This window comes from Streptomyces sp. NPDC048416, assembly GCF_043200435.1.
Lineage (GTDB): Bacteria > Actinomycetota > Actinomycetes > Streptomycetales > Streptomycetaceae > Streptomyces.
This window is the reverse complement of the sequence record NZ_JBICXU010000023.1, coordinates 1-22,766: the sequence shown is the minus strand read 5'-3', so window position 1 is coordinate 22,766 and position 22,766 is coordinate 1. Positions and strand designations below refer to the sequence as shown.

Sequence of the window (22,766 nt, the reverse complement as noted above, 5' to 3'; positions counted from 1 at the left end):
GCGAAAGTCGCTCGCCGGGCCGGGTCGGGCGACCCCTCGCGGGGCTCCCGGCGCGGTGCGGTGCGGTGCGCGGTCCGCGCCCGGGGGCGGATCGCCGGGCGGCTGACGAAGGTCCGGGGGCGAGCAGTTCGTGGCAGTTCAGGGCAGTGAGGCGTCTCAAAAGAGCGTCCAACATATGAGCGGTCCAGGGAAGGCCACCCTTACCGACGTAGGGTGGGCCTTGGCGCTACCGGTCGGCCGGAGGCGCCCGAGCAGCCGCCCGAGGGAGGTCCAGTTCAGTGACCAGCCAGGTCAGTAGCCCAGCCGAGCAGGCCGACGGAGCCGAAGAGGCCCTTGTCGGAGAGCAGCGCAGGCCAGCCGGCGAGAAGGAAATCCGGCGCCTCGACCGCGTCATCATCCGCTTCGCGGGTGACTCGGGCGACGGCATGCAGCTCACCGGCGACCGGTTCACTTCGGAGACGGCGTCGTTCGGCAACGACTTGTCGACGCTGCCGAACTTCCCGGCCGAGATCCGGGCACCTGCCGGAACACTGCCGGGCGTGTCCAGCTTCCAGCTGCACTTCGCCGACCACGACATCCTCACGCCGGGTGACGCCCCGAACGTGCTGGTGGCGATGAACCCGGCGGCCCTGAAGGCGAACCTCGCGGACGTGCCGCGCGGCGCCGAGATCATCGTGAACACGGACGAGTTCGCCAAGCGCGCGATGGCCAAGGTCGGCTACGACACCTCCCCCCTTGAGGACGGCTCCCTGTCCGCGTACAACGTGCACCCGGTGCCGTTGACGACGCTGACGGTCGAGGCGCTGAAGGAGTTCGGGCTCTCGCGCAAGGAGGCCGAGCGCTCGAAGAACATGTTCGCGCTCGGTCTGCTGTCGTGGATGTACCACCGGCCCACGGAGGGCACGGAGAAGTTCCTGCGGGCCAAGTTCGCGAAGAAGCCGGCCATCGCCGAGGCGAACGTCGCGGCGTTCCGCGCGGGGTGGAACTTCGGGGAGACCACCGAGGACTTCGCGGTCTCCTACGAGGTCGCGCCGGCCACCACGGCCTTCCCCTCGGGCACCTACCGCAACATCTCCGGCAACCTGGCGCTGTCGTACGGCCTGATCGCGGCCGGGCAGCAGGCGGACCTGCCGCTCTACCTGGGCTCGTACCCGATCACCCCGGCCTCCGACATCCTGCACGAGCTGTCGCGCCACAAGAACTTCGGCGTGCGGACCTTCCAGGCGGAGGACGAGATCGCGGGCATCGGCGCCGCGCTCGGTGCGGCGTTCGGCGGTTCGCTCGCCGTCACCACCACGTCCGGCCCCGGTGTGGCCCTGAAGTCCGAGGCGATCGGCCTTGCCGTCTCGCTCGAACTGCCGCTGCTGATCGTGGACATCCAGCGCGGCGGCCCCTCCACGGGCCTGCCGACCAAGACCGAGCAGGCCGACCTGTTGCAGGCGATGTACGGCCGCAACGGCGAGGCCCCGGTGCCGGTCGTCGCGCCGAAGACGCCCGCCGACTGTTTCGACGCGGCGATCGACGCGGCACGCATCGCGCTGACCTACCGCACCCCGGTCTTCCTGCTCTCGGACGGCTACCTGGCCAACGGCTCCGAGCCGTGGCGGATCCCGGAGACCGACGAACTCCCGGATCTACGCGTGCAGTTCGCGTCCGGGCCGAATCACACCCTGGCCGACGGCACCGAGGTGTTCTGGCCCTACAAGCGCGACCCGCAGACGCTGGCCCGCCCCTGGGCGGTCCCCGGCACACCGGGCCTCGAACACCGCATCGGCGGCATCGAGAAGCAGGACGGCACGGGCAACATCTCCTACGACCCGGCCAACCACGACTTCATGGTCCGTATCCGTCAGGCCAAGATCGACGGCATCGAGGTGCCCGACCTCACCGTGGACGACCCGGACGGCGCCCGCACCCTCGTGCTCGGCTGGGGCTCCACCTACGGCCCCATCACGGCCGCCGTACGCAGGCTGCGCGCCCAGGGCGAGCCCATCGCCCAGGCCCATCTGCGCCACCTCAACCCCTTCCCGAAGAACCTCGGCGAGATCCTGGCGCGCTACGACAAGGTCGTCGTGCCGGAGATGAACCTCGGTCAGCTCGCCACCCTGATCCGCGCCAAGTACCTGGTCGACGCGCACTCCTACAACCAGGTCAACGGCATGCCGTTCAAGGCGGAGCAGCTCGCCACCGCGCTCAAGGAGGCCATTGATGCCTGACGCTCTCAGCAACGAGCTCCTGCAACTGGTCCCCAGGGCCGAGGGCAAGCAGTCCATGAAGGACTTCAAGTCCGACCAGGAGGTGCGCTGGTGCCCGGGCTGCGGCGACTACGCGATCCTGGCCGCCGTGCAGGGCTTCATGCCCGAGCTCGGCCTGGCCAAGGAGAACATCGTCTTCGTCTCCGGCATCGGCTGCTCCTCCCGCTTCCCGTACTACATGAACACGTACGGGATGCACTCCATCCACGGCCGCGCCCCCGCGATCGCGACCGGACTCGCCTCCTCGCGGCGGGACTTGAGCGTGTGGGTGGTCACCGGTGACGGCGACGCGCTGTCCATCGGCGGCAACCACCTCATCCACGCGCTGCGCCGCAACGTCAACCTCAAGATCCTGCTCTTCAACAACCGGATCTACGGCCTGACCAAGGGCCAGTACTCCCCGACCTCCGAGGTCGGCAAGATCACCAAGTCGACGCCGATGGGATCGCTGGACGCCCCGTTCAACCCGGTGTCGCTTGCGATCGGCGCCGAGGCGTCGTTCGTGGCGCGCACCGTCGACTCCGACCGCAAGCACCTCACCGACGTGCTGCGCCAGGCCGCCGAGCACCCGGGCACCGCGCTGGTGGAGATCTACCAGAACTGCAACATCTTCAACGACGGCGCCTTCGAGGTCCTGAAGGACAAGGACCAGGCGGAGGAGGCGGTGATCCGCCTGGAGCACGGGCAGCCGATCCGCTTCGGCGCCGACGCCGCCAAGGGCGTGGTCCGCGACCCGGCCACCGGCGACCTCAAGGTGGTCCCCGTCACGCCGGAGAACGAGGCCGACATCCTCGTCCACGACGCCCACACCGCGTCGCCCACCACGGCGTTCGCGCTGTCCCGCCTCGCCGACCCGGACACCCTGCACCACACCCCGATCGGTGTGTTCCGCTCGGTGGGCCGGCCGGTCTACGACACCCTGATGGCCGACCAGCTCGACACCGCCATCGAGCAGAACGGCAAGGGCGACCTGGGCGCGCTGCTCGCGGGCAAGGACACCTGGACCGTCGTCGGCTGATCCAGTGGCATGAACACCGGGCGCCGGCCCGGAGAACCCCCAGGGGCTCTCCGGGCCGGCGCCCTTTTCGCGCTCGACACGCGCCGTCGCGGCTTCCTATGCGGGAGTCGGCTTGCGCGTCGCGTCATAGGCGGCCCGCGCCCGTTGCACATCGTCCATCCGCACCCCAGTCCAGCGGGCCAGCGCCCGCACCTGCTCGGCCGCCTCGCGTCCTAGCGGGGTGAGCGAGTAGTCGACGCGGGGCGGGATCACCGGCTTGGCGTCGCGGTGCACGATGCCGTCGCGCTCCAGCGTCCGCAGCGTCTGGGCGAGCATCTTCTCGCTGACCCCGCTCAGTTTGCCGATCTCACGTCGCAGCTCGCTGAACCGGTACGAGCGCTCAAGGAGCGCGTCCAGAACCAGGACGCCCCACCGGCTGGTGACGTGCTCCAGCACGAGCCGGTGCGGACACATCTCCTCGCGCCGGGCCGAGTCAGCGCCGCCGCCCTCACTTACTCCCATACCAGTACCTTACCTCAAAGTGGGTACTTACGAATGGTTAGCGCGATCCGTAGGGTGGTTCAAGAAGCCGCTCCAGAAAGCGCTCCAGAAGCCGTGGAGAGCGTTCCAGGAAGCGTTCAAGGGAGCGCGTTTCCCGCTCCCCATCCCCCCTCCAAGGAGAGTCACCATGAGCATCGTCGTCACCGGAGCCACCGGAGCACTGGGCCGCCTCGTCGTGGACGAGCTGCTCGCGCGGATACCGGCGAGCGAGCTCGTCGCCGTCGTACGCGACAAGGAGAAGGCGGCCGGGCTCGCCGCGCGCGGCGTGGAGCTGCGCGTGGCCGACTACAGCGAGCCCGCCACCCTGGCCGGGGTCTTCCGGGCGGGCGACCGGGTGCTGCTGATCTCCGGCAGCGAGGTCGGACGGCGGGTTCCGCAGCACACCGCGGTGATCGAGGCCGCGAAGGCGGCGGGCGTGGCCCAGCTCGCCTACACCGGCATCCTGGGCGGCCCGGACGCCGACTTCGCGCTGGCCGACGAGCACAGGGAGACCGAGCGTCTGATCCTCGCGTCGGGCCTGCCGTACACGTTCCTGCGCAACGGCTGGTACACCGAGAACTACACGGCCAACCTCGCCCCGGTCCTGGCACACGGGGCGGTCGTCACCAACGCGGGCGAGGGCCGCGTCGCCTCGGCGGCCCGCGCGGACTACGCGGCGGCCGCGGCGGTGGTCCTGACCGAGGACGGTCACCTGGGCCGGGCTTACGAGCTGAGCGGCGACGTGGCGTGGTCGTTCGCCGAGTACGCGGCCGAGGTCGCCGCAGCGTCGGGCAAGCCGGTCACCCACACCTCCGTGGCCCCCGAGGCCCACCTGGCCGTGCTGACCGGCGCGGGCCTGCCGGCCGCCTTCGCGGAGATCCTGGTCGACGTCGACCACGCCATCGAGCGGGGCCGGCTGGCCGCCACACCGGGCGACCTCTCCCGCCTGATCGGGCGCCCGACCACCCCGCTGGCCACCTCGGTCCGCGCGGCACTGGCCGCACTGACCGCATAGGGCGCGGCGGCGCGGGGGCCCGGCACGACCCGGCCCCCACCTCCACCCCCGCCCGCAGGCCCGACCCGACCCGCGTTTCTCCCCCGCCCTCCCCCGTCAGGACCGTATCGCGGTACGGACATGACACCGCGGCCCGTTCGGCGCTACCTTCTGCTGGATCGAGCGCGCACAGGGAGGGCCAGTGGTCAAGGAACCCGCGGGACAACAGAGGACCGGACTGCTGTACGGGATCGGCGCGTACGGAATGTGGGGGCTCGTCCCCCTGTTCTGGCCGCTCCTCAAACCCGCCGACGCCATCGAGATCCTGGCCCACCGCATGGTGTGGTCCCTCGCGCTCGTCGGCATCGTCCTGCTCGCCCTGCGCCGCTGGGCGTGGATCGGCGAGCTGGTGCGCCAACCGCGCAAGCTGGCGCTCATAGCCGTGGCCGCCGTCGTGATCACGGTCAACTGGGGCCTGTACATCTGGTCGGTCAACTCCGGCCACGTGGTGGAGGCGTCGCTGGGCTACTTCATCAATCCGCTCGTGACCATCGCGATGGGCGTGCTGATCCTCAAGGAGCGGCTGCGGCGGGCCCAATGGGCGGCGGTGGCGACGGGGACCGCGGCTGTCGTCGTCCTGGCGATCGGCTACGGGCAGCCGCCGTGGATCTCGCTGACGCTGGCGTTCTCGTTCGCCACGTACGGCCTGGTGAAGAAGAAGGTGAACCTCGGCGGGCTCGAATCGCTGGCCGCCGAGACCGCCGTGCAGTTCCTGCCCGCCCTCGGCTATCTGCTGTGGCTGGGCGGCCAGGGGGAGGCCACGTTCGTGAGCGGGGGCGCAGGGCACGCGGCGCTGCTCGCCGCGACCGGCGTGGTGACCGCCATACCGCTGGTCTGTTTCGGCGGCGCGGCGATCCGGGTGCCGCTCTCGACGCTCGGCCTGCTCCAATATCTGGCGCCGGTCTTCCAGTTCGTGCTCGGCATCGTGTACTTCCACGAGGCGATGCCGCCCGAGCGCTGGGCCGGCTTCGCCCTGGTGTGGCTGGCCCTGACGCTGCTGACCTGGGACGCGCTGCACACCGCCCGGCTCTCACGCAAGGCACTCGCCGCGGCGCTCGCCAACGTGCCGAATGTGCCGAACACGCACGGCGCCGCGGGAACGGGCGGCCTGCTCCCCCCGCCACCACGGATGGAGCCGGACACCCCGAACACCCCGAACACCCCACCGACCTCGCACCCCTGACCCACGCGGCCGGGCAGGCAGGACCCCAGCCGGGCCGGGGCTCGACCCACGCGGCCAGGGCAAGCAGCACCCCAGCCGGGCCGGGGCTCGACCCACGCGGCCAGGGCAAGCAGCACCCCAGCCGGGCCGGGGTCCGATCCTCGCGGCCGGGCAGGCAGGAGCAGGCGGGCCGGGAGCCGCCCCCCGGCCCGCCGAGTCAAAAACCCCGGGACACCTCAGCCCGCCCCCGCTAACCTGAACCCCATGTACTCGTACTACTACTTCCGCTGACCCGCCCCGCGGCGCGCCCCGCCCCCGCCACACCGTGCCGGGGCGCAACCCCGCGCTGCCCTCGGCCAGGAAGTAGTCCACATCGAGTACCCCCAGAGGCTGCCCATGCGCTCCCGCGCCCATCACCCTTCCCAGCTGTCCCTCAGCGACGTCCGCAAGGCCTACGGCGACCGCCTCGTGCTCGACCAGGTGTCGTTCACGATCCGCCCCGGCGAGAAGGCCGCCGTCATCGGCGAGAACGGGTCCGGCAAGTCGACCCTGCTGCGGCTGCTCGCCGGCGTCGAGCAGCCCGACAGCGGTGAGGTCACCGCCGTGTTCCCCGGCGGCACAGGACACCTCGCCCAGACCCTCGCGCTGGCCCCCGAACGCACCGTCCAGGACGCCGTGGACCTCGCGCTCGCCGAGCTGCGCACCCTGGAGGCGGACATCCGTACCGCCGAGACCGGGCTCGCCGACGCGACGGACGCCCAACTCGCCGCGTACGGCGACCTGTTGGCCGCATACGAGGACCGCGACGGCTACCGCGCCGACGCCCGCACCGACGCGGCCCTGCACGCCCTCGGCCTCGCGCACATCACCCGCGACCGCGCCCTCGGCTCGCTCTCCGGCGGCGAGCAGTCCCGCCTGGCGCTGGCCTGCGTCCTGGCCGCCGCCCCCGAACTGCTGCTGCTCGACGAGCCGACCAACCACCTGGACCGCCGGGCCGTCGACTGGCTGGCCGAGCAACTGCGCGCCCACCGGGGCACCTTGGTGGTGGTCACCCACGACCGGGCGTTCCTCGAACGCGTCTCCACGACGATCCTGGAGGTGGACCGGGACCTGCGTACGGTCGTCCGCTACGGGGACGGCTGGGCCGGATACCGCACGGCACGGGCCGCGGCCCGGCGCCGCAGGGAGCTGGCACACCAGGAGTGGGTCGAGGAACTGGCCCGCACCCGCGAACTGGTCGAGGCCGCGGCCCGGCGGCTCGCCGCGAGCGGTGGCGACCCCCGCCAGGGCTTCGGCAAACACCGCCGCTCCTCGGAGGCCAAGCTCTCCGGGCAGGTCAGGTCGGCCAGGACGCGCCTTGACCAGTTGGAGCGCGAGCCGGTCGCCGCCCCGCCGCCGCCCCTGCGTTTCAGCGCCCGCCCCACCACGACGGAGGCCCCGCCCGAAGGCCCGCTCGTCGAGCTGACCGGGGTGAGGGTGGGCGACCGTCTCGACGTGCCGGGCCTGACCATCAAGCCGGGCCGGCGCCTGCTCGTGTCCGGCCCCAACGGCGCGGGCAAGACGACCCTGCTCCGCGTCCTCGCGGGCGACCTGGTCCCGGACGCGGGTGAGGTACGCCGCAGCTGCCGCCATGTCGGCTACCTGGCACAGGAGTTGGGCCACCGCCCGAGCCGCATGCCGCTCCTCGGCGCCTACGCGGCGGGGCGCCCCGGGTTCCCCGAGGAGTACGCCGACGAGCTGCTGGCGCTCGGTCTGTTCCGGGAGGAGGACCTGGCGGTGCCGGTCGCGGCGCTCTCCGTCGGCCAGCGACGCCGGCTCGAACTGGCCCGCCTGGTGACCCGCCCGGCCGACCTTCTCGTCCTGGACGAGCCGACGAACCATGTCTCGCTCGCACTGGTCGAGGAGGTCGAGGAGGCGCTGGCCGGTTACCAGGGAGCCGTCGTCGTGGTCTCGCACGACGAACGATTCCGGTCCGCCTTCTCCGGCGACCGGCTGGAGCTCCGCGCGGGCACACCGGTGAGCTGAGTCACAGCAGGCCGGCGCGGTGAGCAACCGCCCGGCCTGCCACCCCGGCCCGCGGCCCCACCCTGCGCCGCCCCGCCCTGCGCGGCCCCTCCCCGCCCCGCCCTCTGCGCGCCGAGACGCGCGCCACGACCTTCTTCAGCTCGACACCGACGTCCGCAGCGCACGCATGACATGGGTCACCAGCGCGTCCACGAGCTCGGGGGAGGGCAGCGGCCGGCCCAGCGCGTGGCGGTAGTAGAGCGGCCCGTACATCATCTCGACGCCCAGATGCAGATCCGCGCCCGGGGGCAGCTGACCCTGCTCCTGGGCCTCGCGCATGCGGGCCAGGACGAGAGAGACCCGCGGGATCACGAGCTCGTCGTTGACCGCCCTGGCCAGCCGCTCGTCGTGCAGCACCTCCGAGAGGATCCCCGTGTACGCGGGGCCCGCCACCGGCGAGGTGAACACGTGCACCAGGCTTCCGATGTGGGTACGCAGATCGGCGTCGATGTCGCCGGTGTCGGGGAAGGGTGTGTCGTTGACCACGAGTTCGGTCACGGCGTCGAGCAGGACCGCGCCCTTCGTCGCCCACCAGCGGTAGATCGTCTTCTTGCTCACACCCGCGCGTGCCGCGATGGCCTCGATGGTGACCTTGTCGTATCCGTTCTCCGTACACAGTTCGAGCGCGGCGGACAGCGTCGCTCGACGTGACTTCTCGCTGCGGCGCCGGGAAGTCGGGGCGGATTCGGACGGGGCGGCCATGCCCTCACTCTACGAGCAGGCCGGAACCGGATTGACAGCAGAACGTGTGGCTCCAACAATGTCGCAGGAAACGGAACGTGTCGTGTCGAGCTGTCACGGGGGTGGGCTCGACACGGCCGGACCGTTCCGGTCTGCGTTCCCGCACCGGTCCCTGTCCCGGATCCGGTTGCGGTCCCGGTTTCGGTCCAGCGCCCGGACCCGGTCGGGGTCCGCGCACGCTCACGCCGTGATGTCCTTCGTCGTGAAGCGTGCCCAGGCCGCCGAGCCGAAGACCGCGACGTACAGGGCCTGGAGTTCGACGTTCTTCACCAGCTGGTCCCAGAAGACGGGATCGCGCAGCAGGTCGGCGAACGACAGCCAGTAGTGCGGGAAGAGGTACGGCCCGAGCGCGTGCAGCTGCGGAATCTGGCCCAGGATCTGGACCGTGATCAGCAGTGCGACGGTCGAGGCCATCGCCGCGATCCCGCTGTTGGTCAGCGTCGACACGAACAGGCCGAGCGCGGCCATCCCGGACAGGGAGACCGCGACCACCCCCGCGATCGCCACGGCGCGCAGCAGCCCGTCGGCGAAGGAGATGTGCGTGCCGGAGATCGTCATGACGTCGCCGAGCGGGAAGAGCAGCGCGCCGACCGCCAGCGCGGACGCCGCCACCACCAGCGTGGCCACCAGGCAGAACGCGAGCACCGAGGCGTACTTGGCGAGCAGCAGCCGGGTGCGGCCCGCGGGGGCGACCAGCAGATAGCGCAGGGTGCCCGAGTTCGCCTCGCCTGCCACCGCGTCCCCCGCCACCACGCCGACCGCCAGGGGCAGGAAGACCGGCAGGGTGGCCGCGAGGGCGGCGAAGACCAGGAACAGCCCGTTGTTGGTGATCTGCGAGACGAAGGCGGGGCCGCCGCCTCGGCCACCGCCCCTGCCGCCCGCCCCGTCGCCGCCCGTCTCGATCCGCACCGCGATGCCGATGAGGACGGGCACCGCGGCGAGCACCGCGAGCAGGGCGAGGGTGCGCTTGCGACGCAGCACGATGACCAGCTCGGAGCGGAAGAGCCCGAGCGACCACAGCACGCCCGGTTTCCGCGCGGGCGGCGGCTCCGGGTCCCGGACCGCCACGCCTTCGGTCTCAGCCCGCGACATCGAAGCCCTCCCCGGTCAGTGCGACGAAGGCGTCCTCAAGCGAGGCCCGTTCGGCCGCGAAGCCACGCACCCGCACCCCGGCCCGCACCAGCTCGGCGTTGATGTCCGCCAACTCGACGCCCTCGGGCGGGAGTTCGCCGATCACGCGGTCGTCGTCCGCCACCGTCACCCCGGCGATCCCGCGTTCCTTGAGGAGCCTGGCCGCGGCTCCCGTGTCCGGGGTGGTCACGGCGAGGCGGCCGCGCGCGGTCGCGGCCAGCTCGGCCACCTCGCCCTGGACGACGAGCCGGCCCTGGTTCAGCACGGCGGCGTGCGAGCAGACCTGCTCGATCTCGTCGAGCAGGTGCGAGGAGAGGAAGACGGTCGTCCCTTCGGACGCCAGCTCCCGGATGAGCGAGCGGATTTCCCGCATGCCCTGCGGGTCGAGGCCGTTCGTCGGCTCGTCCAGGACGAGCAGTTCCCGGGGCTGGAGCAGCGCCGCCGCCAGGCCGAGGCGCTGCTTCATGCCCAGCGAGTACGCCCGCGCCTTCTTGCCCGCCGCGGCCGTGAGGCCCACCCGGTCGAGGGCGTCCGTTACGCGGGCGGCGCGGGTGCGCGGGTCCGCGGTGGGGTCGGCGGCGTCGTAGCGCAGCAGGTTGTCGCGGCCCGACAGGAAGCCGTACAGCGCCGGCCCCTCGATGAGGGCGCCGATGCGGGGAAGTACGGTGCGGACCGCCTTCGGCATGGGGCTGCCGAGGACCCGTGCGGTACCGGAGGTCGGCTCGATGAGGCCCATCAGCATGCGGATGGTGGTCGTCTTGCCGGAGCCGTTGGGCCCGAGGAAGCCGAAGACGCTGCCGCGGGGCACGGTGAGGTCGAGCCCGTTCACGGCCGGCCGGCCGCCGGGGTAGCGCTTGCTCAGGCCGTGCGTCTCGATGACCGGTTCAGGATCTCCCACACTCCGCGCCTTCCCGCCGTGGCAGCCGGGCAAGAGCCCGGCCAAAGAGGGGCCGCCCCGGCTGCGGCCGGCCCCTCCCCCAACCTCCTTGTTAGTGACCCGAGGTTAGTGACCCGAGTTCGCGGCCGCGACCAGGGCGTCCTTGGTCACCGCGCCCACGTACACCGTGCCGTTGTCCGTGATCAGGGCGTTGACCAGGCGGGTCTTGAAGACCGTGCCCGTGCCGAACGGACCGGAGACCTTGTCGCCGAGGGAGTCGAGGAACTTCTGGGCGTCCTGGCCGCCCTGGCCGCCCTTGCCCTGGTCCGCCTTCGGCAGGCCCTTGCCGCCGGTCTGGATCTCGGCGATGGCGCTCCAGCCCTTGCCGATCACCTTGGTGTTCTTGCCGTCCTTGGCGTCACTCAGACCGCCGAGCCCGCCGGGCAGGTTCTCCCCGGGCTTGAACGTCTGCTTCTGCTTGCCGTCGTCCTCGGTGACCTTGGCGCCCTTGGGCGGGCTGAACGTGAAGGTGCTCGCGGACGGCTTGGAGAAGTCGACCTTGGTGAAGCCGGCGTCGACCACGGCCTTGCCGCCCGCGCTCGGCAGGAGCGTGAACTTCAGCGGCACGCTCGTCCTGGCGTCCACGGCTATGCGGACCGAGCCGATCGTCGAGCCGGACTGCTTCGGCTTGATCAGGAGCTGGTACGCGTCGCGCCCGGCCACCCGTACCGTGCCGTCGACCGACACCGCCGTGGTGGGGTCGACGTTCTTGAGGAACTGGTCGGCCAGCGCCTTGGGCGTGGTCGGCACCCCCGCGTCCGGCGTCCTGCCGCCGTGCTCCTTGCCCGCGTCGGCCGCGGAATGCCGGGAGTGGTACGCCTGGTTGGAGCCGCTGTCGTACGCCCAGACGTCGTTGCCGTTGTGGATCAGGCTGTACTCCGCCGCGTCCTCCAGGATCGACACCTTCTGGCGGTCGGGGCCGTCGGCCGCGACGCGCAGGGTGTGGGTGCCCGAAGCGAGCTCGGTGAGCTTCGCGTCGGGGGAGGCCGACGTGTCCGAGCCGCCGCCCTTGGGCATGAACGAGCCGAGGCTGCCGAGGCCCGGAAGGCCCAGGTCGGTGCTGACCTTCACCGTGCCGGACAGCTGCTGGGTGTCCGAGGCGGCCATCTTCTCCAGGAGCTGCTGCGCACTGATCTTCGGCAGGCTCGGGTCACCGGCCGCCGCGAGTGCCGGGACGAGCCCGATGGTTGCCGCCGCCACGCCCGCGACCGCGATCGGGACGGCATAGCGCGCGGCCTTCCGGCGGCCCGCGCCGGGCTCCTTGGCCTCGCCGGTGGCCTGTGCGCTGTCGTTCGGTGCCATGTGTGCCCTACCTCCGTGGTCGGCGGCGTCCGTCCGTCGTGCTCAGTTCCACCCCGCGCCGCCATTCTCACCCGAATTGGTCAGGAGTGGTGATATCCATTCGACCAAAATGCACGGCCTTTGGCGTCAGCCCCCGGGAGCAACCGCCGTACCTCTCTGGGATGACGGAGACCGGCACCGGTCTCCCCACCCCGTAGGGGTACCCGCCACCGGGCGACGGGGTACGTCCCGAATTGATCCGGTTCGTCATGAATCGCAGGGCTCCCACATCCGTATCCGAGTGCGAGAGCAAGCGGCACTACGAAGGGGGATCGCCATGCTCAGGACCCAGCGCTACGCCGTGGGCGCCGCAGCGGGTGCGTTCGTTCTCGCGCTCGCCGTCAGCGGCTGCGGAAGCGGCGCAACCAGTTCCACCCCCAGCCCCTCGAAGACCGGCAGCAGCTCCTCACAGCCCTCCGGCGCCGCCCTGTCCACCGCGAAGGCCGACAAGGTCGGCACGGTGGTCGTCGACGGCAAGGGGTTCGTGCTCTACCGCTTCGACAAGGACACCGCCAAGCCGGCGCCCAAGTCGAACTGCTACGGCACCTGCGCCGCCCAGTGGCCCCCGGCCCCCGCGCCCGCCGCCGGCGTCAACGTGAAGGGCATCGACAGCTCGCTCCTCGGCACGGTCACCCGCGCCGACGGCAGCAAGCAGCTGACCCTGGCGGGGTGGCCGCTCTACCGGTACGCCAAGGACGTCGCGCCGCACGAGGCCTCCGGCCAGGGCGTGGGCGGCATCTGGTTCGCCGCGACCCCGACCGGCGCGAAGGCCGCGAGCAGCACCGGTGACGGATCGGGAGGCGGTTCGGGCTACTGATCCTCAGCCGGCGCGGTGCACGACCGCGTCACAGAGCTCTTCGAGGGCCGCCTTGGCGTACCCGGAGGGCAGCGGAGCGAGGGTGGCCCGTGCCTCCTCCGCGTACCGCACGGTGTCCCTGCGCGCCTGCTCAAGGGCCGGGTGGACGCGCAGCCGCCGCAGCGCCTCCGCGTGCCGTGCGTCGTCGCTGAGGTCGCCGTCGAGCAGCGCCACGAGCTCCAGGTCCTCCGGACGCCCGTCCCGGGCGGCCCGCGCCCTCAGGTGCAGGACCGGCAGCGTGGAAATGCCCTCGCGCAGGTCGGTGCCCGGGGTCTTGCCCGACTCGTGCGAGTCGCTGGCGATGTCCAGGACGTCGTCGGCCAGCTGGAAGGCGGTGCCCAGTCGCTCGCCGTACTGCGTGAGGATGTCGACGACCGACTCGTCGGCGCCGGACATCATCGCGCCGAACCGGCCGGAGACCGCGACCAGTGACCCGGTCTTGCCGGCCAGCACGTCGAGATAGTGGTCGACCGGGTCGCGCCCGTCGCGGGGGCCCGCGGTCTCCAGGATCTGCCCGGTCACGAGCCGTTCGAACGCCTCGGCCTGAATCCGTACGGCCTCGGGGCCGAGATCCGCCAGTATGTGCGAGGCGCGCGCGAAGAGAAAATCACCCGTCAGGACGGCGACGGAGTTGCCCCAGCGGGCGTTGGCGCTGTCCACGCCGCGGCGCACGTCGGCCTCGTCCATCACGTCGTCGTGGTACAGCGTCGCCAGATGGGTGAGCTCGACGACCACGGCGGAGGGCACGATGCCCGGCGCGTAGGGATCGCCGAACTGGGCGGCCAGCATCACGATCAACGGGCGGAACCGCTTGCCACCTGCGCGGACGAGGTGCTGCGCGGCCTCCGTGATGAACGGAACCTCGCTCTTGGTGGCATCGAGCAGCCCCGCCTCGACAGCTGCCAATCCGGTCTGGACATCGGCTTCAAGTGCCTGGTCCCGCACGCTCAGCCCGAACGGCCCGACGACGGTCACGAGGGGTACTCCTGTCTGCTGACGATCACACGGATTGTCGATGTGTCGCTGCCTTCACTCAACTCAGCGTATCGGGTCGCTGTTCGATCACCATGGGCGCCTTCCCGTCACCTCCCGCGCACAGTCCCTTGTGCCCCGGTATGTTCTTGATCAGCTCATACGACCAGGAGTGGAGCTTGTGTCCAGAACGATGGCCGACACCCCGGGAGAACCGGCCGCGGAGCAGCCGCCGCCGCAGGACGACCACGCTTTTTTCGGCCAGCCCCGCGGCCTGCTCACCCTCTCCGGCCTGGAGGTCTGGGAGCGGTTCTCCTTCCTCGGCATGCAGGCGATCCTGGTCCTGTACTTCGCCGACTCCGTCGCGCACGGCGGCATGGGCATGGACGCGGGCACCGCGGCCTCCGTATCGGCCGCGTACGGCACGCTCGTCTACCTGGTCTCGGTGGCCGGCGGCTGGCTCGCCGACCGCATCCTCGGCTCCTACCGGGCCGTCCTGTACGGCGGCATCCTCATCGCCTGCGGCCACTACGCGATGGCCGTGCCCGCCCCGGTGACGACCTGGATCGGGCTCGGCCTGATCAGCGCCGGCACCGGCCTGCTCAAACCCAACGTCGCCTCCATGGTCGGCAAGCTCTACCGCACCGACGACGAGCGCCGCGACGCCGGGTTCGCCCTGTACTACATGGGCATCAACATCGGCGCCTTCCTCGGCCCGCTGATCACCGGCTGGCTCGGCGACCACAAGGGCTGGCACTGGGGCTTCTCGGCGGCCGCCATCGGCATGACGTTCGGCCTGATCCAGTACGTGCTCGGCCGCCGCCACCTGGCCGGGCGCAAGCACGCGGCCGAATTCGCCCTGCCGCCCGAGGGGATGCGGCGCGCGGTCCGCCTCATGATTCTCGGCGCCGTGATCGTGGCGGCGCTCGCCGTGCTCCTCGCGCTGGGCGGCTGGCTGACCATGGGCCGCTTCGTCGACCTGTTGACGCTGATCTCGGTCATCGCGCCGGTCGTCTACTTCGCGGTGATGTTCGCCAGCCCCCGCGTGAGCGCCGATGAGCGTGGCCGCCTGAGGCCGTACGTCGTGCTGTTCCTGGCCTCGGTCGCCTTCAACTTCATCCTGTTCCAGGCGTACTCGACGATGATGCTGCTCGCCTCCACCAACGCCGAGACGACCCTCCTCGGCTTCCACTTCCCGGCGAGCTGGTACGCCTCCGCGCTCGGCGCGTTCGAGGTGGCGCTCGCGCCGGTGGTGGCCGCCGTGTGGGCCCGCATGGGCCGGCGCCAGCCGCACGGCTCCAACAAGATCGCCTTCGGCGTGATCCTGGGCGGCCTGTCGTTCCTCCTGATGGTGCTGCCCACCTCGGGCCACTCCACGGGCACCTACAAGATGGCGGCCTGGTGGATCGTCGGCTCGTACCTGCTGCTCGGGCTCGGCGACATCCTGCTGGAAACCTCCGGCATGTCGGCCACCACCAAGCTCGCCCCGCGGGCCTTCGCCAGCCAGACGATGTCGCTCTGGTTCCTCTCCCTCGCGCTGGCCAACGGCATCCAGGCGCAGACCGTGAAGGTGTACGGAAAGGTCTCCAACCCCGCCTACTTCGGCGTCAACGGCGCCGTCGCGGTGCTCGCCGGCATCGCCGTCATCGTCGCCGCCCCCTGGCTCAAGCGCACCATGCACCCCGTCCACTGAGCACGCACCCCGTTCCCCCGAGGTCGCCGTCATGCACATCCGCACCGAGTTTCCGTACGAGACGCAGCGCGAGGATGTCCGGATCCCGCTGCCCGACGGCACGCTTCTGTACGCGCGCGTCTGGCGCCCGGTCACCGATGAGCCCGTCCCCGCGCTGCTCGAATACCTCCCCTACCGGCTGACCGACTGGACGGCGCCGCGCGACTGGCAGCGCCACCCCTGGTACGCGGGGCACGGCTACGCCTCGGTCCGCGTCGATGTGCGCGGGCACGGCTGCTCCGGGGGGCTGCCGGGCGACGAGTACGACGCCACGGAGCTCGCCGACGGTGTCGCGGTCGTCAACTGGCTTGCCCAGCAGCCCTGGTGCTCGGGCAGGGTCGGCATGTTCGGCATCTCCTGGGGCGGCTTCAACAGCCTCCAGATCGCGGCCCTCGCACCCGAACCGCTCAAGGCGGTCGTGACGGTCTGCTCGGCCGACGACCGCTACGACAACGACGTCCACTACATGGGCGGTGCGGTGCTCGCCGTGGACATGCACGCCTGGGCGGCGACGATGCTGGCCTTCGTCTCGCGCCCGCCCGACCCGGCGTTCATCGGGGAAGAATGGCGGGAAATGTGGCTGGAACGGCTCGAAACGGTGCGGCCGTTCATCCACACCTGGCTCGCCCACCAGACCCGGGACGCCTACTGGAAGCACGGCAGCGTCTGTGAGGACTACGCCGCGATCGACGCGGCGGTCCTCGCGGTGGGCGGCTGGCACGATCCCTACCGGGACACCGTGCTGCGGCTCGTGGAGCACCTGCCGTCCGACCGCGTACGGGGTCTGATCGGCCCCTGGTCGCACCAGTACCCCGACCGCGGCCTGCCGCCCGGCCCCGCGATCGGCTTCCTCCAGGAGACCCTGCGCTGGTGGGACCACCACCTCAAGGGCGAGGAGACCGGCGTCATGAAGGAGCCCCTGCTGCGCTCCTGGATCAGCGACTCGCACCCGCCGGCCACGGTGTACGCCGAGCTCCCGGGACGCTGGGTGGGCGATCCCGCCTGGCCCTCGCCCCACGTCACACCCGTCTCGTACGCCTTGGGCGGCGAGCCCGTACAGGTGCGTTCCCCGCAGCACACCGGGCTCGACGCGGGCCGCTTCTTCCCCTTCGGCAACGACGCCGACCTGCCGCCCGACCAGCGCGGCGAGGACGCCCACTCGGCCGCCTTCGACTTCCCCGTCCCGGCGGATTCCGGCCCGCTGGAGATCCTGGGCCGCCCGCGGGTGACCCTCCGGCTGCGCATGGACGTGCCCTTCGGGCAGGCGATCGCGCGCCTCTGCGACGTGGCGCCGGACGGCTCGTCCACGCTGGTGACGCGAGGCGTCCTGAACCTCTCCGCCCGCCACGGCCGGGACCGCGCGGAGGCCTGGCCGCTGGGCGCGACGCAGGACGTGGTGTTCTCCCTGAACGGCATCGGCCACGCCTTCCGGCCGGGCCACCGCATCCGGCTCGCGGTGTCCTCCGCGTACTGGCCGTGGATCTGGCCGCAGGCCGACTCGGTGGGCTTCACCCTCGACCCGGCGGGCTCCTCGCTCGAACTCCCGCTGCGGGAGCGGACGTCGGACGACACCATCGCCTTCCCCGACCCCGAGCAGTCCGAGCCGCTCGGCGTCTCCTACCCGGCCCCCCTGGACGAACCCCGGCCGGAACGGCTGGTCGTACGGGACGTGGCGAAGGGCGAGTGGCGCCTGGAGGTCGACCCCCGCTACGGCGGCACCCGGGTCTATCCCGACGGGCTCGAATTCACGGAGGACGCACGCGAGACGTACACGATCCAGTCGGACGACCCACTGTCCGCGCGGACCCACTCCACCTGGCATGTACGGCTGCACCGCCCGGAGCTGGGCTGGGACGTGTCCGTGGACACCCGCTCGGAGATCACGTGCGACGCGGCGGACTTCATCACCTTCGACGAGGTGGTGTGCCGGGAGGGCGGCGAGGTGGTCTTCCACCGCACATGGGAACGCCACGTCCCCCGCGAAGCAGGATGATCACCCCCCAGCAAGGAACGCGAGGAACCACGCGAGCAACCACCCACGCCCCACGGACGAAAGGGGGGTTTGAGGGGCGCGAGGAACTGCGCGAGAAGCGACCACAGCCCGCACCCGAAAACCGGTCTCTCAAGGGGCGCGAGGAACTGCGCGAAAAGCGACCACAACCCGCACCCGAAAACCGGTCCCTGAAGGGGCGCGAGGAACTGCGCGACCAGCCACCCACGACCCGCACCCGAAAGCCAACCCCGTGGGGCCGGGGCGCAGCCCCGGGTGGGGGGTCACCCCCGCGTGGGGGCCCAGCCCGTGGGGCCCGGGGCGCAGCCCCGTGTAGGGGGTCAGCCCCGCGCGGGGGGGTCAGCCCGCTGCCACCGAGGCGGCCAGCCGCGGCGACGCGTACCCCGTGCCACACACGAACCGCATCACCGGCCCGAACGACGCCGCCGCGGGCAGCCCCGTGAAGTAGAGCCCCGGCACGGAGGACCGCAACCCCGCGTCGAGGACGGGCGCCCCCCGCGAGGTCAGCAGCTGGGTGCGCAGACCGTGCCCGAGGAAGTCGAGCGCCGCCACGTCCACGCGGTACCCCGTCGCCGCCATGACATGGTCCGCGGACAGTTCCCGCTGAGGACCGGTCCCGCCGCTGAGGGTGAGGACGGGCCGGCCCCCCACCACCCGGGCCCGTACGATCCGGCGCCCGTCGGTCACCGCGACCCGCCCGGTGAAGCGTTCGCGCAGCCACCACGCGCCCAGCGGACCCAGCACATTGCGGACCAGATAGTGCCGGGCGGGAGCGGGCAGGTGGCGGAAGTGGGTCGCGTGGTAGGAGAAGGCGTACAGCGACCACGCCCTGCCGAAGGGCGAGTTGGGGCTGAAGCGGGGCTGGAGGTCGGGGGCCGAGCCGAACCCGACCGCCCCCGCACGCCGCGCCACGACCCGCACGCGCGCCCCCGCCTCTGCCATCAACACCGCGTTCTCCAGGGCGGACTGGCCCGCGCCGACCACCAGGACCTCGCGCCCCGCGAAGACGGACAGATCACGGTGCTGGGCGGCGTGCGAGACGGGGCCCGTCGCCGAGGGACCGTCCGGCACGGCCGCGGCCAGCTCGCGCGGCAGCCGGGCGAGCCCCGAGAGCCCGGTGGCCACGACGACCGCTCGCGCCTCGAAGCTCTCCCCACAGTCCAGCTTCAGGACGAAACCGCCGCCCCGCGCCCGGTCCACCGAGACGACCCGGACCTGCTCCACATCAGGGACGAGCTTCGCCGCGAACCACTGCCCGTACGCGGCGAAGTCCTCCACCGGGATCAGGTCCCAGTCCGATTCGAGCCGCCGCACCCCCGTGTCCGCGCAGAAGTCGAGCAGCGTGTGCCCCGGCTGCGGCGCGTCGATGCCGGAGGCGGCCGGCGTCGACTTGAGGACCATGCCCGCCGGCATGTGCTCGCGCCAGCTCACCATGGGCGAGCCGAAGACGCGGACCGGGAGGCCCCGGGCGCGCAGATGTGCGGCGGCGGACAGGCCGAAAGGCCCCGCCCCGATGACCACAACCGGACGTGTCGCAGTACTCACTGGTCGTCCCCTCCTCCAATTACTGGAACATCGACTCCGGATCACCGGGCCGCCAACAGGCGCCCACCACAAGCGAGTTCGGGCCGGCCTGGGCCTCGGTGGCCTTCATCGGGTCACCGCGCGACGGGAGCTCCGCCAGAGCCGGTACAGATGCCGCGCGCCGGGGCGCAGGAAGCGGGCCGTCATCGTGAGGAAGGGACGGAGGTCGTCCCTGGCGATCCAGGCGAGTTCGGTGCCGGTCGCCCGCCGGGGCGCGTGCGGCGTGGTGTATCCGCCACGCCGGGAGGCGAGCAGCGCGGGCAGGCTGATGTGCTCGACCACATAGCGGCGCCCGGCCCGCTGTTCGCCCGCCGGCACCCGCCGGCCGGTGAGGTGGAGGTGCTGTGCGCGCAGGACGTCGATGCCCGCCTCGTTCTCGAAGAGGCGGAACTGCGCACCCATGCGGGGGTTGAAGTCCAGGAGCTTGTAGCGGCCGTCGCGGCGGTCGAAGCGCAGATCGAGGTCGACGATGCCGGTGAAGCCGATCCGTCGGACGAACCGCTCGACCAGCGCGGCGAGTTCCGGGTTGCCGACGGCGTACGCGTTCGCCGTCATCCCGGCGTGCGGCGGCCAGGACCGTACCTTCACGCCGGTGAACAGCGCGAGCGGCGTGGAGTTCTCGTCGAAGTAGGCGTGCACGATCCAGTCCTCGCCGTGTTCACACGGCAGGTACTCCTGGAGGATCACCCCGGGCCGCTCGCCCCAGCCGCGGGCCAGCGCGAGCAGGTGCGAGGGGTCCGCGATCCGGGTGGTGCCGGGCACGGCGGGGCGGCGACGCCGCACGAAAGCCTCCCGGTTCTTGGCCACCACGGGAAAGCGCGCGTGCCGCGCGAAGTCCTCGATGTCGGCGTACGTGTCGGGAAACGCGGCGGCCGGGGACGGCACCCCGTGCTCCACGCAGAGTTCGTGCAGCCCGTGCTTGCTGGCCAGGCGCCGCGGCAGTCCCGGCGCCACCGGCGGAAAGAGGAAGAGGCCCCCGAGCTCCTTCTGGTGCTCGGCGATCACCACCGCGGCCTCCTCGTCGGTGGGGATCAGGACGGCGGGCCGCCCGATCCGCCGGCCGATCGCGAGCAGCCCCGCCACCAGCGCCTCGGGCTCCTCGGTGCCGGTCGTCGGCCAGGCGAACGCACGCGTGAGGTAACGGGAGTGGGCCGCGGGCGTCCAGCGGTCCTCGGTGATCGCGTACATCGGCACGCCCAGTCTGCCCAGACTGCGGATCGCGCCGACACCACCGTGGTGCAACGGATAGTTCCCGAACTTCACGATCAGTCCCGGTATGCACCGGTCCGCCGTGAACAGCACGCCCCTGCCCGCCACCGGTCCCCCCTCGGGACAAAAGGCACCCACAGCCCGGCGGGGCGCGCGCGGCCCCCTCGCCTGCAACGCCCCGGACAGAGACGCTAGGCGGGAATCACCGCTCCCCGAGACGGAATTTTCGGACATTGCGAACTCTTTAGGCACTGCCGCCCCGCGCACCGTCGACGTAACGTGTAGCCCACACCCGTGGAAAGCGAGGCAGGCACCGATGTCCGAGCAGAGCCCGCTCGAACTGGCCGAGGGCGATCCCTTCGGCCCGCACAATCTCCCGTACGGCGTCTTCTCCACGCCGGACCGCCCGGCCGACCGCAGGGTCGGCGTCCGCATCGGCGACCACGTCCTCGACGCGGGAGCGGCGGCGCACGCGCTGGGCTCCCCGTACGCGGCGCTCCTCGCGAAGCCCAGCCTCAACCCGCTGCTCGCGGCGGGGCGCACGGCCTGGCGCGATGTGCGCCGGGCGCTCACCGCCTGGGTGACGGTGCCCGCGCACCGCCCGGTGATAGAGCCCCTGCTGCACCCGCTCAGCGACGTCGAGATGCACCTGCCGTACGAGGTCGCCGACTACGTCGACTTCTACGCGAGCGAGCACCACGCCACGAACGTGGGCCAGATCTTCCGCCCCGACGGCGCGGCGCTCACCCCCAACTGGAAGCATCTGCCGATCGGTTACCACGGCCGATCCGGCACGATCGTGGTGTCGGGCACGGAGGTACGCCGCCCCCAGGGCCAGCGCAAGACCCCCGCCGACCCGGCCCCGCTCTTCGGCCCCTCCGTCAAGCTGGACATCGAGGCCGAGGTCGGCTTCGTGGTGGGCACGCCGTCCGCGCTGGGCGAGCCGGTGGACCTGGCCTCCTTCGACGACCACGTCTTCGGCCTTTTCCTGCTCAACGACTGGTCGGCGCGGGACATCCAGGCCTGGGAGTACGTGCCGCTCGGCCCCTTCCTCGGCAAGTCCTTCGCGACGTCGGTCTCGGCATGGGTCACCCCCCTTGAGGCCCTGACGGCGGCCCGCGTCACCCCGCCGGCCCGGGACTTCCCCCTCCTGCCCTACCTGGACGACTCCGCCGATGAGGTCCCGGGCGGGTTCGACCTGCGCATCACGGTCTCGATCAACGGCACGCCGGTCGCGGAGCCGCCGTTCGCCTCCATGTACTGGACGGCGGCGCAGCAGCTGGCCCACATGACGGTGAACGGCGCGTCGCTGCGTACGGGTGACGTGTTCGGCTCGGGCACGGTCAGCGGCCCCGAGCGCGACCAGCGCGGCTCGCTCCTCGAACTCACCTGGAACGGCACGGAGCCGCTGGAACTGCCGTCCGGCAAGCGGGCGTTCCTGGAGGACGGCGACGAGGTCACCCTCACGGCCTGGGCCCCCGGACCCCATGGCGTCCCGGTCGGCCTGGGCGAGGTCCGAGGCCGAATCACCGCGACGCCCTGACGTCCCCCCGTCCGGGGGGCCTGCGCCCCCTTCCGGCCGCGGCCCGTGCGGGGCTGCTCGCGCAGTTCCCCGCGCCCCCTGAACCCGCCATCGGCCGCGGCCCGTGCGGGGCTGCTCGCGCAGTTCCCCGCGCCCCTGGGGAGACCGGCCTTCGGGTGCGGGCCGTGCGGGCTGCTTGCGCAGTTCCCCGCGCCCCCAAAAACCCGTAGTTCCCTGCGGGCCGTGGTCGCTTTTCGCGCAGTTCCTCGCGCCCCTGAAACCCGTCTTCGGCTGCCGGCCGTGGTCGCTTTTCGCGCAGTTCCCCGCGCCCCTGGGGAGACCGGCCTTCGGGTGCGGGCCGTGGTCGCTTCTCGCGGCCACAGCGGCAGAAACCCCGCCTTCGGCCGCGGGCCGTGCGTGGCTGGTCGCGCAGTTCCTCGCGCCCCTGTAGGGCACCCGGAATCGCTTCTCGTGCCCACCGTGGCGGAGCCGCGCAATGACACAGCCCCGCGCCCCCAACAAACAGCACTGGTGCAGGGGGACGTGCCGGCCTGCATGGGCATCCTCAGCCTGTCCGGCGATTGAGGACGAGCGCCGTTCAGGCGCGAACGGGGGTGCAGGGGGCGGAGCCCCCGCATGGGGTCTGGGGCGCAGCCCC

17 protein-coding genes are annotated in these 22,766 nt (G+C 71.8%); 9 read left to right on the top strand and 8 right to left on the bottom strand.

The window, feature by feature from the left end; translation table 11 throughout:
- Positions 1–278: 278 nt before the first annotated feature.
- Both ACGFW5_RS25105 and ACGFW5_RS25100 read left to right on the top strand, forming a co-directional pair.
- Complete coding sequence (locus ACGFW5_RS25105; RefSeq protein ID WP_393836552.1) at positions 279–2,216, top strand: 2-oxoacid:acceptor oxidoreductase subunit alpha; 1,938 nt, start codon at positions 279–281, stop codon at positions 2,214–2,216.
- Positions 2,209–3,273, top strand: a complete 1,065-nt coding sequence (locus ACGFW5_RS25100) for a 2-oxoacid:ferredoxin oxidoreductase subunit beta (RefSeq protein WP_393836551.1) — start codon at positions 2,209–2,211, stop codon at positions 3,271–3,273. Before ACGFW5_RS25105 ends, ACGFW5_RS25100 begins: the two co-directional genes overlap by 8 nt.
- Before the next feature lie 96 nt (positions 3,274–3,369).
- Here ACGFW5_RS25100 and ACGFW5_RS25095 read toward each other — a convergent pair whose 3' ends face one another.
- Positions 3,370–3,774 (bottom strand): winged helix-turn-helix transcriptional regulator, encoded by a 405-nt coding sequence (locus tag ACGFW5_RS25095; protein WP_393836550.1) that lies wholly within the window; start codon positions 3,772–3,774, stop codon positions 3,370–3,372.
- Between the two features lie 166 nt (positions 3,775–3,940).
- On the opposite strand from ACGFW5_RS25095, the gene ACGFW5_RS25090 reads away from it, so the two are divergent.
- The 3 genes from ACGFW5_RS25090 to abc-f all read left to right on the top strand — a co-directional run bounded on the left by ACGFW5_RS25090 (position 3,941) and on the right by abc-f (position 8,033).
- A complete protein-coding gene (locus ACGFW5_RS25090) occupies positions 3,941–4,807 on the top strand; it encodes an SDR family oxidoreductase (RefSeq protein ID WP_393836549.1) in 867 nt (288 codons plus the stop codon).
- A gap of 181 nt (positions 4,808–4,988) precedes the next feature.
- The gene (gene rarD, locus ACGFW5_RS25085; RefSeq protein WP_393836548.1) at positions 4,989–6,029 is read left to right on the top strand and encodes an EamA family transporter RarD; all 1,041 of its coding nucleotides are present in this window, start codon (positions 4,989–4,991) and stop codon (positions 6,027–6,029) included.
- Positions 6,030–6,404: 375 nt separating this feature from the next.
- Positions 6,405–8,033, top strand: coding sequence for a ribosomal protection-like ABC-F family protein (gene abc-f, locus ACGFW5_RS25080; protein WP_393836547.1), 1,629 nt, complete (start codon positions 6,405–6,407; stop codon positions 8,031–8,033).
- 135 nt (positions 8,034–8,168) lie between these two features.
- Here abc-f and ACGFW5_RS25075 read toward each other — a convergent pair whose 3' ends face one another.
- The 4 genes from ACGFW5_RS25075 to ACGFW5_RS25060 all read right to left on the bottom strand — a co-directional run bounded on the left by ACGFW5_RS25075 (position 8,169) and on the right by ACGFW5_RS25060 (position 12,183).
- Positions 8,169–8,774 carry a TetR/AcrR family transcriptional regulator gene (locus ACGFW5_RS25075; RefSeq protein WP_393836546.1) on the bottom strand — a complete coding sequence of 202 codons (606 nt, stop codon included), beginning with the start codon at positions 8,772–8,774 and terminating at the stop codon, positions 8,169–8,171.
- A 219-nt stretch (positions 8,775–8,993) separates the two neighbouring features.
- Complete coding sequence (locus tag ACGFW5_RS25070) at positions 8,994–9,905, bottom strand: ABC transporter permease (protein WP_393836545.1); 912 nt, start codon at positions 9,903–9,905, stop codon at positions 8,994–8,996.
- Positions 9,892–10,842 carry an ABC transporter ATP-binding protein gene (locus ACGFW5_RS25065; protein WP_393836544.1) on the bottom strand — a complete coding sequence of 317 codons (951 nt, stop codon included), beginning with the start codon at positions 10,840–10,842 and terminating at the stop codon, positions 9,892–9,894. The genes ACGFW5_RS25070 and ACGFW5_RS25065 overlap by 14 nt, the downstream gene beginning before the upstream one ends.
- Before the next feature lie 105 nt (positions 10,843–10,947).
- The gene (locus ACGFW5_RS25060; protein ID WP_393836543.1) at positions 10,948–12,183 is read right to left on the bottom strand and encodes an outer membrane lipoprotein carrier protein LolA; all 1,236 of its coding nucleotides are present in this window, start codon (positions 12,181–12,183) and stop codon (positions 10,948–10,950) included.
- Positions 12,184–12,499: 316 nt separating this feature from the next.
- Between ACGFW5_RS25060 and ACGFW5_RS25055 the strand changes: the two genes are divergently transcribed.
- Positions 12,500–13,039 (top strand): hypothetical protein, encoded by a 540-nt coding sequence (locus ACGFW5_RS25055; RefSeq protein ID WP_393836542.1) that lies wholly within the window; start codon positions 12,500–12,502, stop codon positions 13,037–13,039.
- A 3-nt stretch (positions 13,040–13,042) separates the two neighbouring features.
- Here the strand turns inward: ACGFW5_RS25055 and ACGFW5_RS25050 are convergent, their stop codons facing one another.
- Positions 13,043–14,053, bottom strand: coding sequence for a polyprenyl synthetase family protein (locus ACGFW5_RS25050; protein WP_393836541.1), 1,011 nt, complete (start codon positions 14,051–14,053; stop codon positions 13,043–13,045).
- A gap of 190 nt (positions 14,054–14,243) precedes the next feature.
- Here ACGFW5_RS25050 and ACGFW5_RS25045 point away from each other — a divergent pair, with 190 nt between their 5' ends.
- Positions 14,244–15,743 (top strand): peptide MFS transporter, encoded by a 1,500-nt coding sequence (locus ACGFW5_RS25045; RefSeq protein ID WP_393836624.1) that lies wholly within the window; start codon positions 14,244–14,246, stop codon positions 15,741–15,743.
- 31 nt (positions 15,744–15,774) lie between these two features.
- The gene (locus ACGFW5_RS25040) at positions 15,775–17,775 is read left to right on the top strand and encodes a CocE/NonD family hydrolase (RefSeq protein WP_393836540.1); all 2,001 of its coding nucleotides are present in this window, start codon (positions 15,775–15,777) and stop codon (positions 17,773–17,775) included.
- Between the two features lie 357 nt (positions 17,776–18,132).
- Here the strand turns inward: ACGFW5_RS25040 and ACGFW5_RS25035 are convergent, their stop codons facing one another.
- Together ACGFW5_RS25035 and ACGFW5_RS25030 are read right to left on the bottom strand one after the other, a co-directional pair.
- Positions 18,133–19,338 (bottom strand): FAD-dependent oxidoreductase, encoded by a 1,206-nt coding sequence (locus ACGFW5_RS25035; protein ID WP_393836539.1) that lies wholly within the window; start codon positions 19,336–19,338, stop codon positions 18,133–18,135.
- Positions 19,339–19,443: 105 nt separating this feature from the next.
- Positions 19,444–20,679, bottom strand: coding sequence for an ATP-grasp domain-containing protein (locus ACGFW5_RS25030; protein WP_393836623.1), 1,236 nt, complete (start codon positions 20,677–20,679; stop codon positions 19,444–19,446).
- 223 nt (positions 20,680–20,902) lie between these two features.
- Between ACGFW5_RS25030 and fahA the strand changes: the two genes are divergently transcribed.
- Positions 20,903–22,129, top strand: coding sequence for a fumarylacetoacetase (gene fahA / locus ACGFW5_RS25025; RefSeq protein ID WP_393836538.1), 1,227 nt, complete (start codon positions 20,903–20,905; stop codon positions 22,127–22,129).
- The last annotated feature ends 637 nt before the right edge of the window (positions 22,130–22,766 follow it).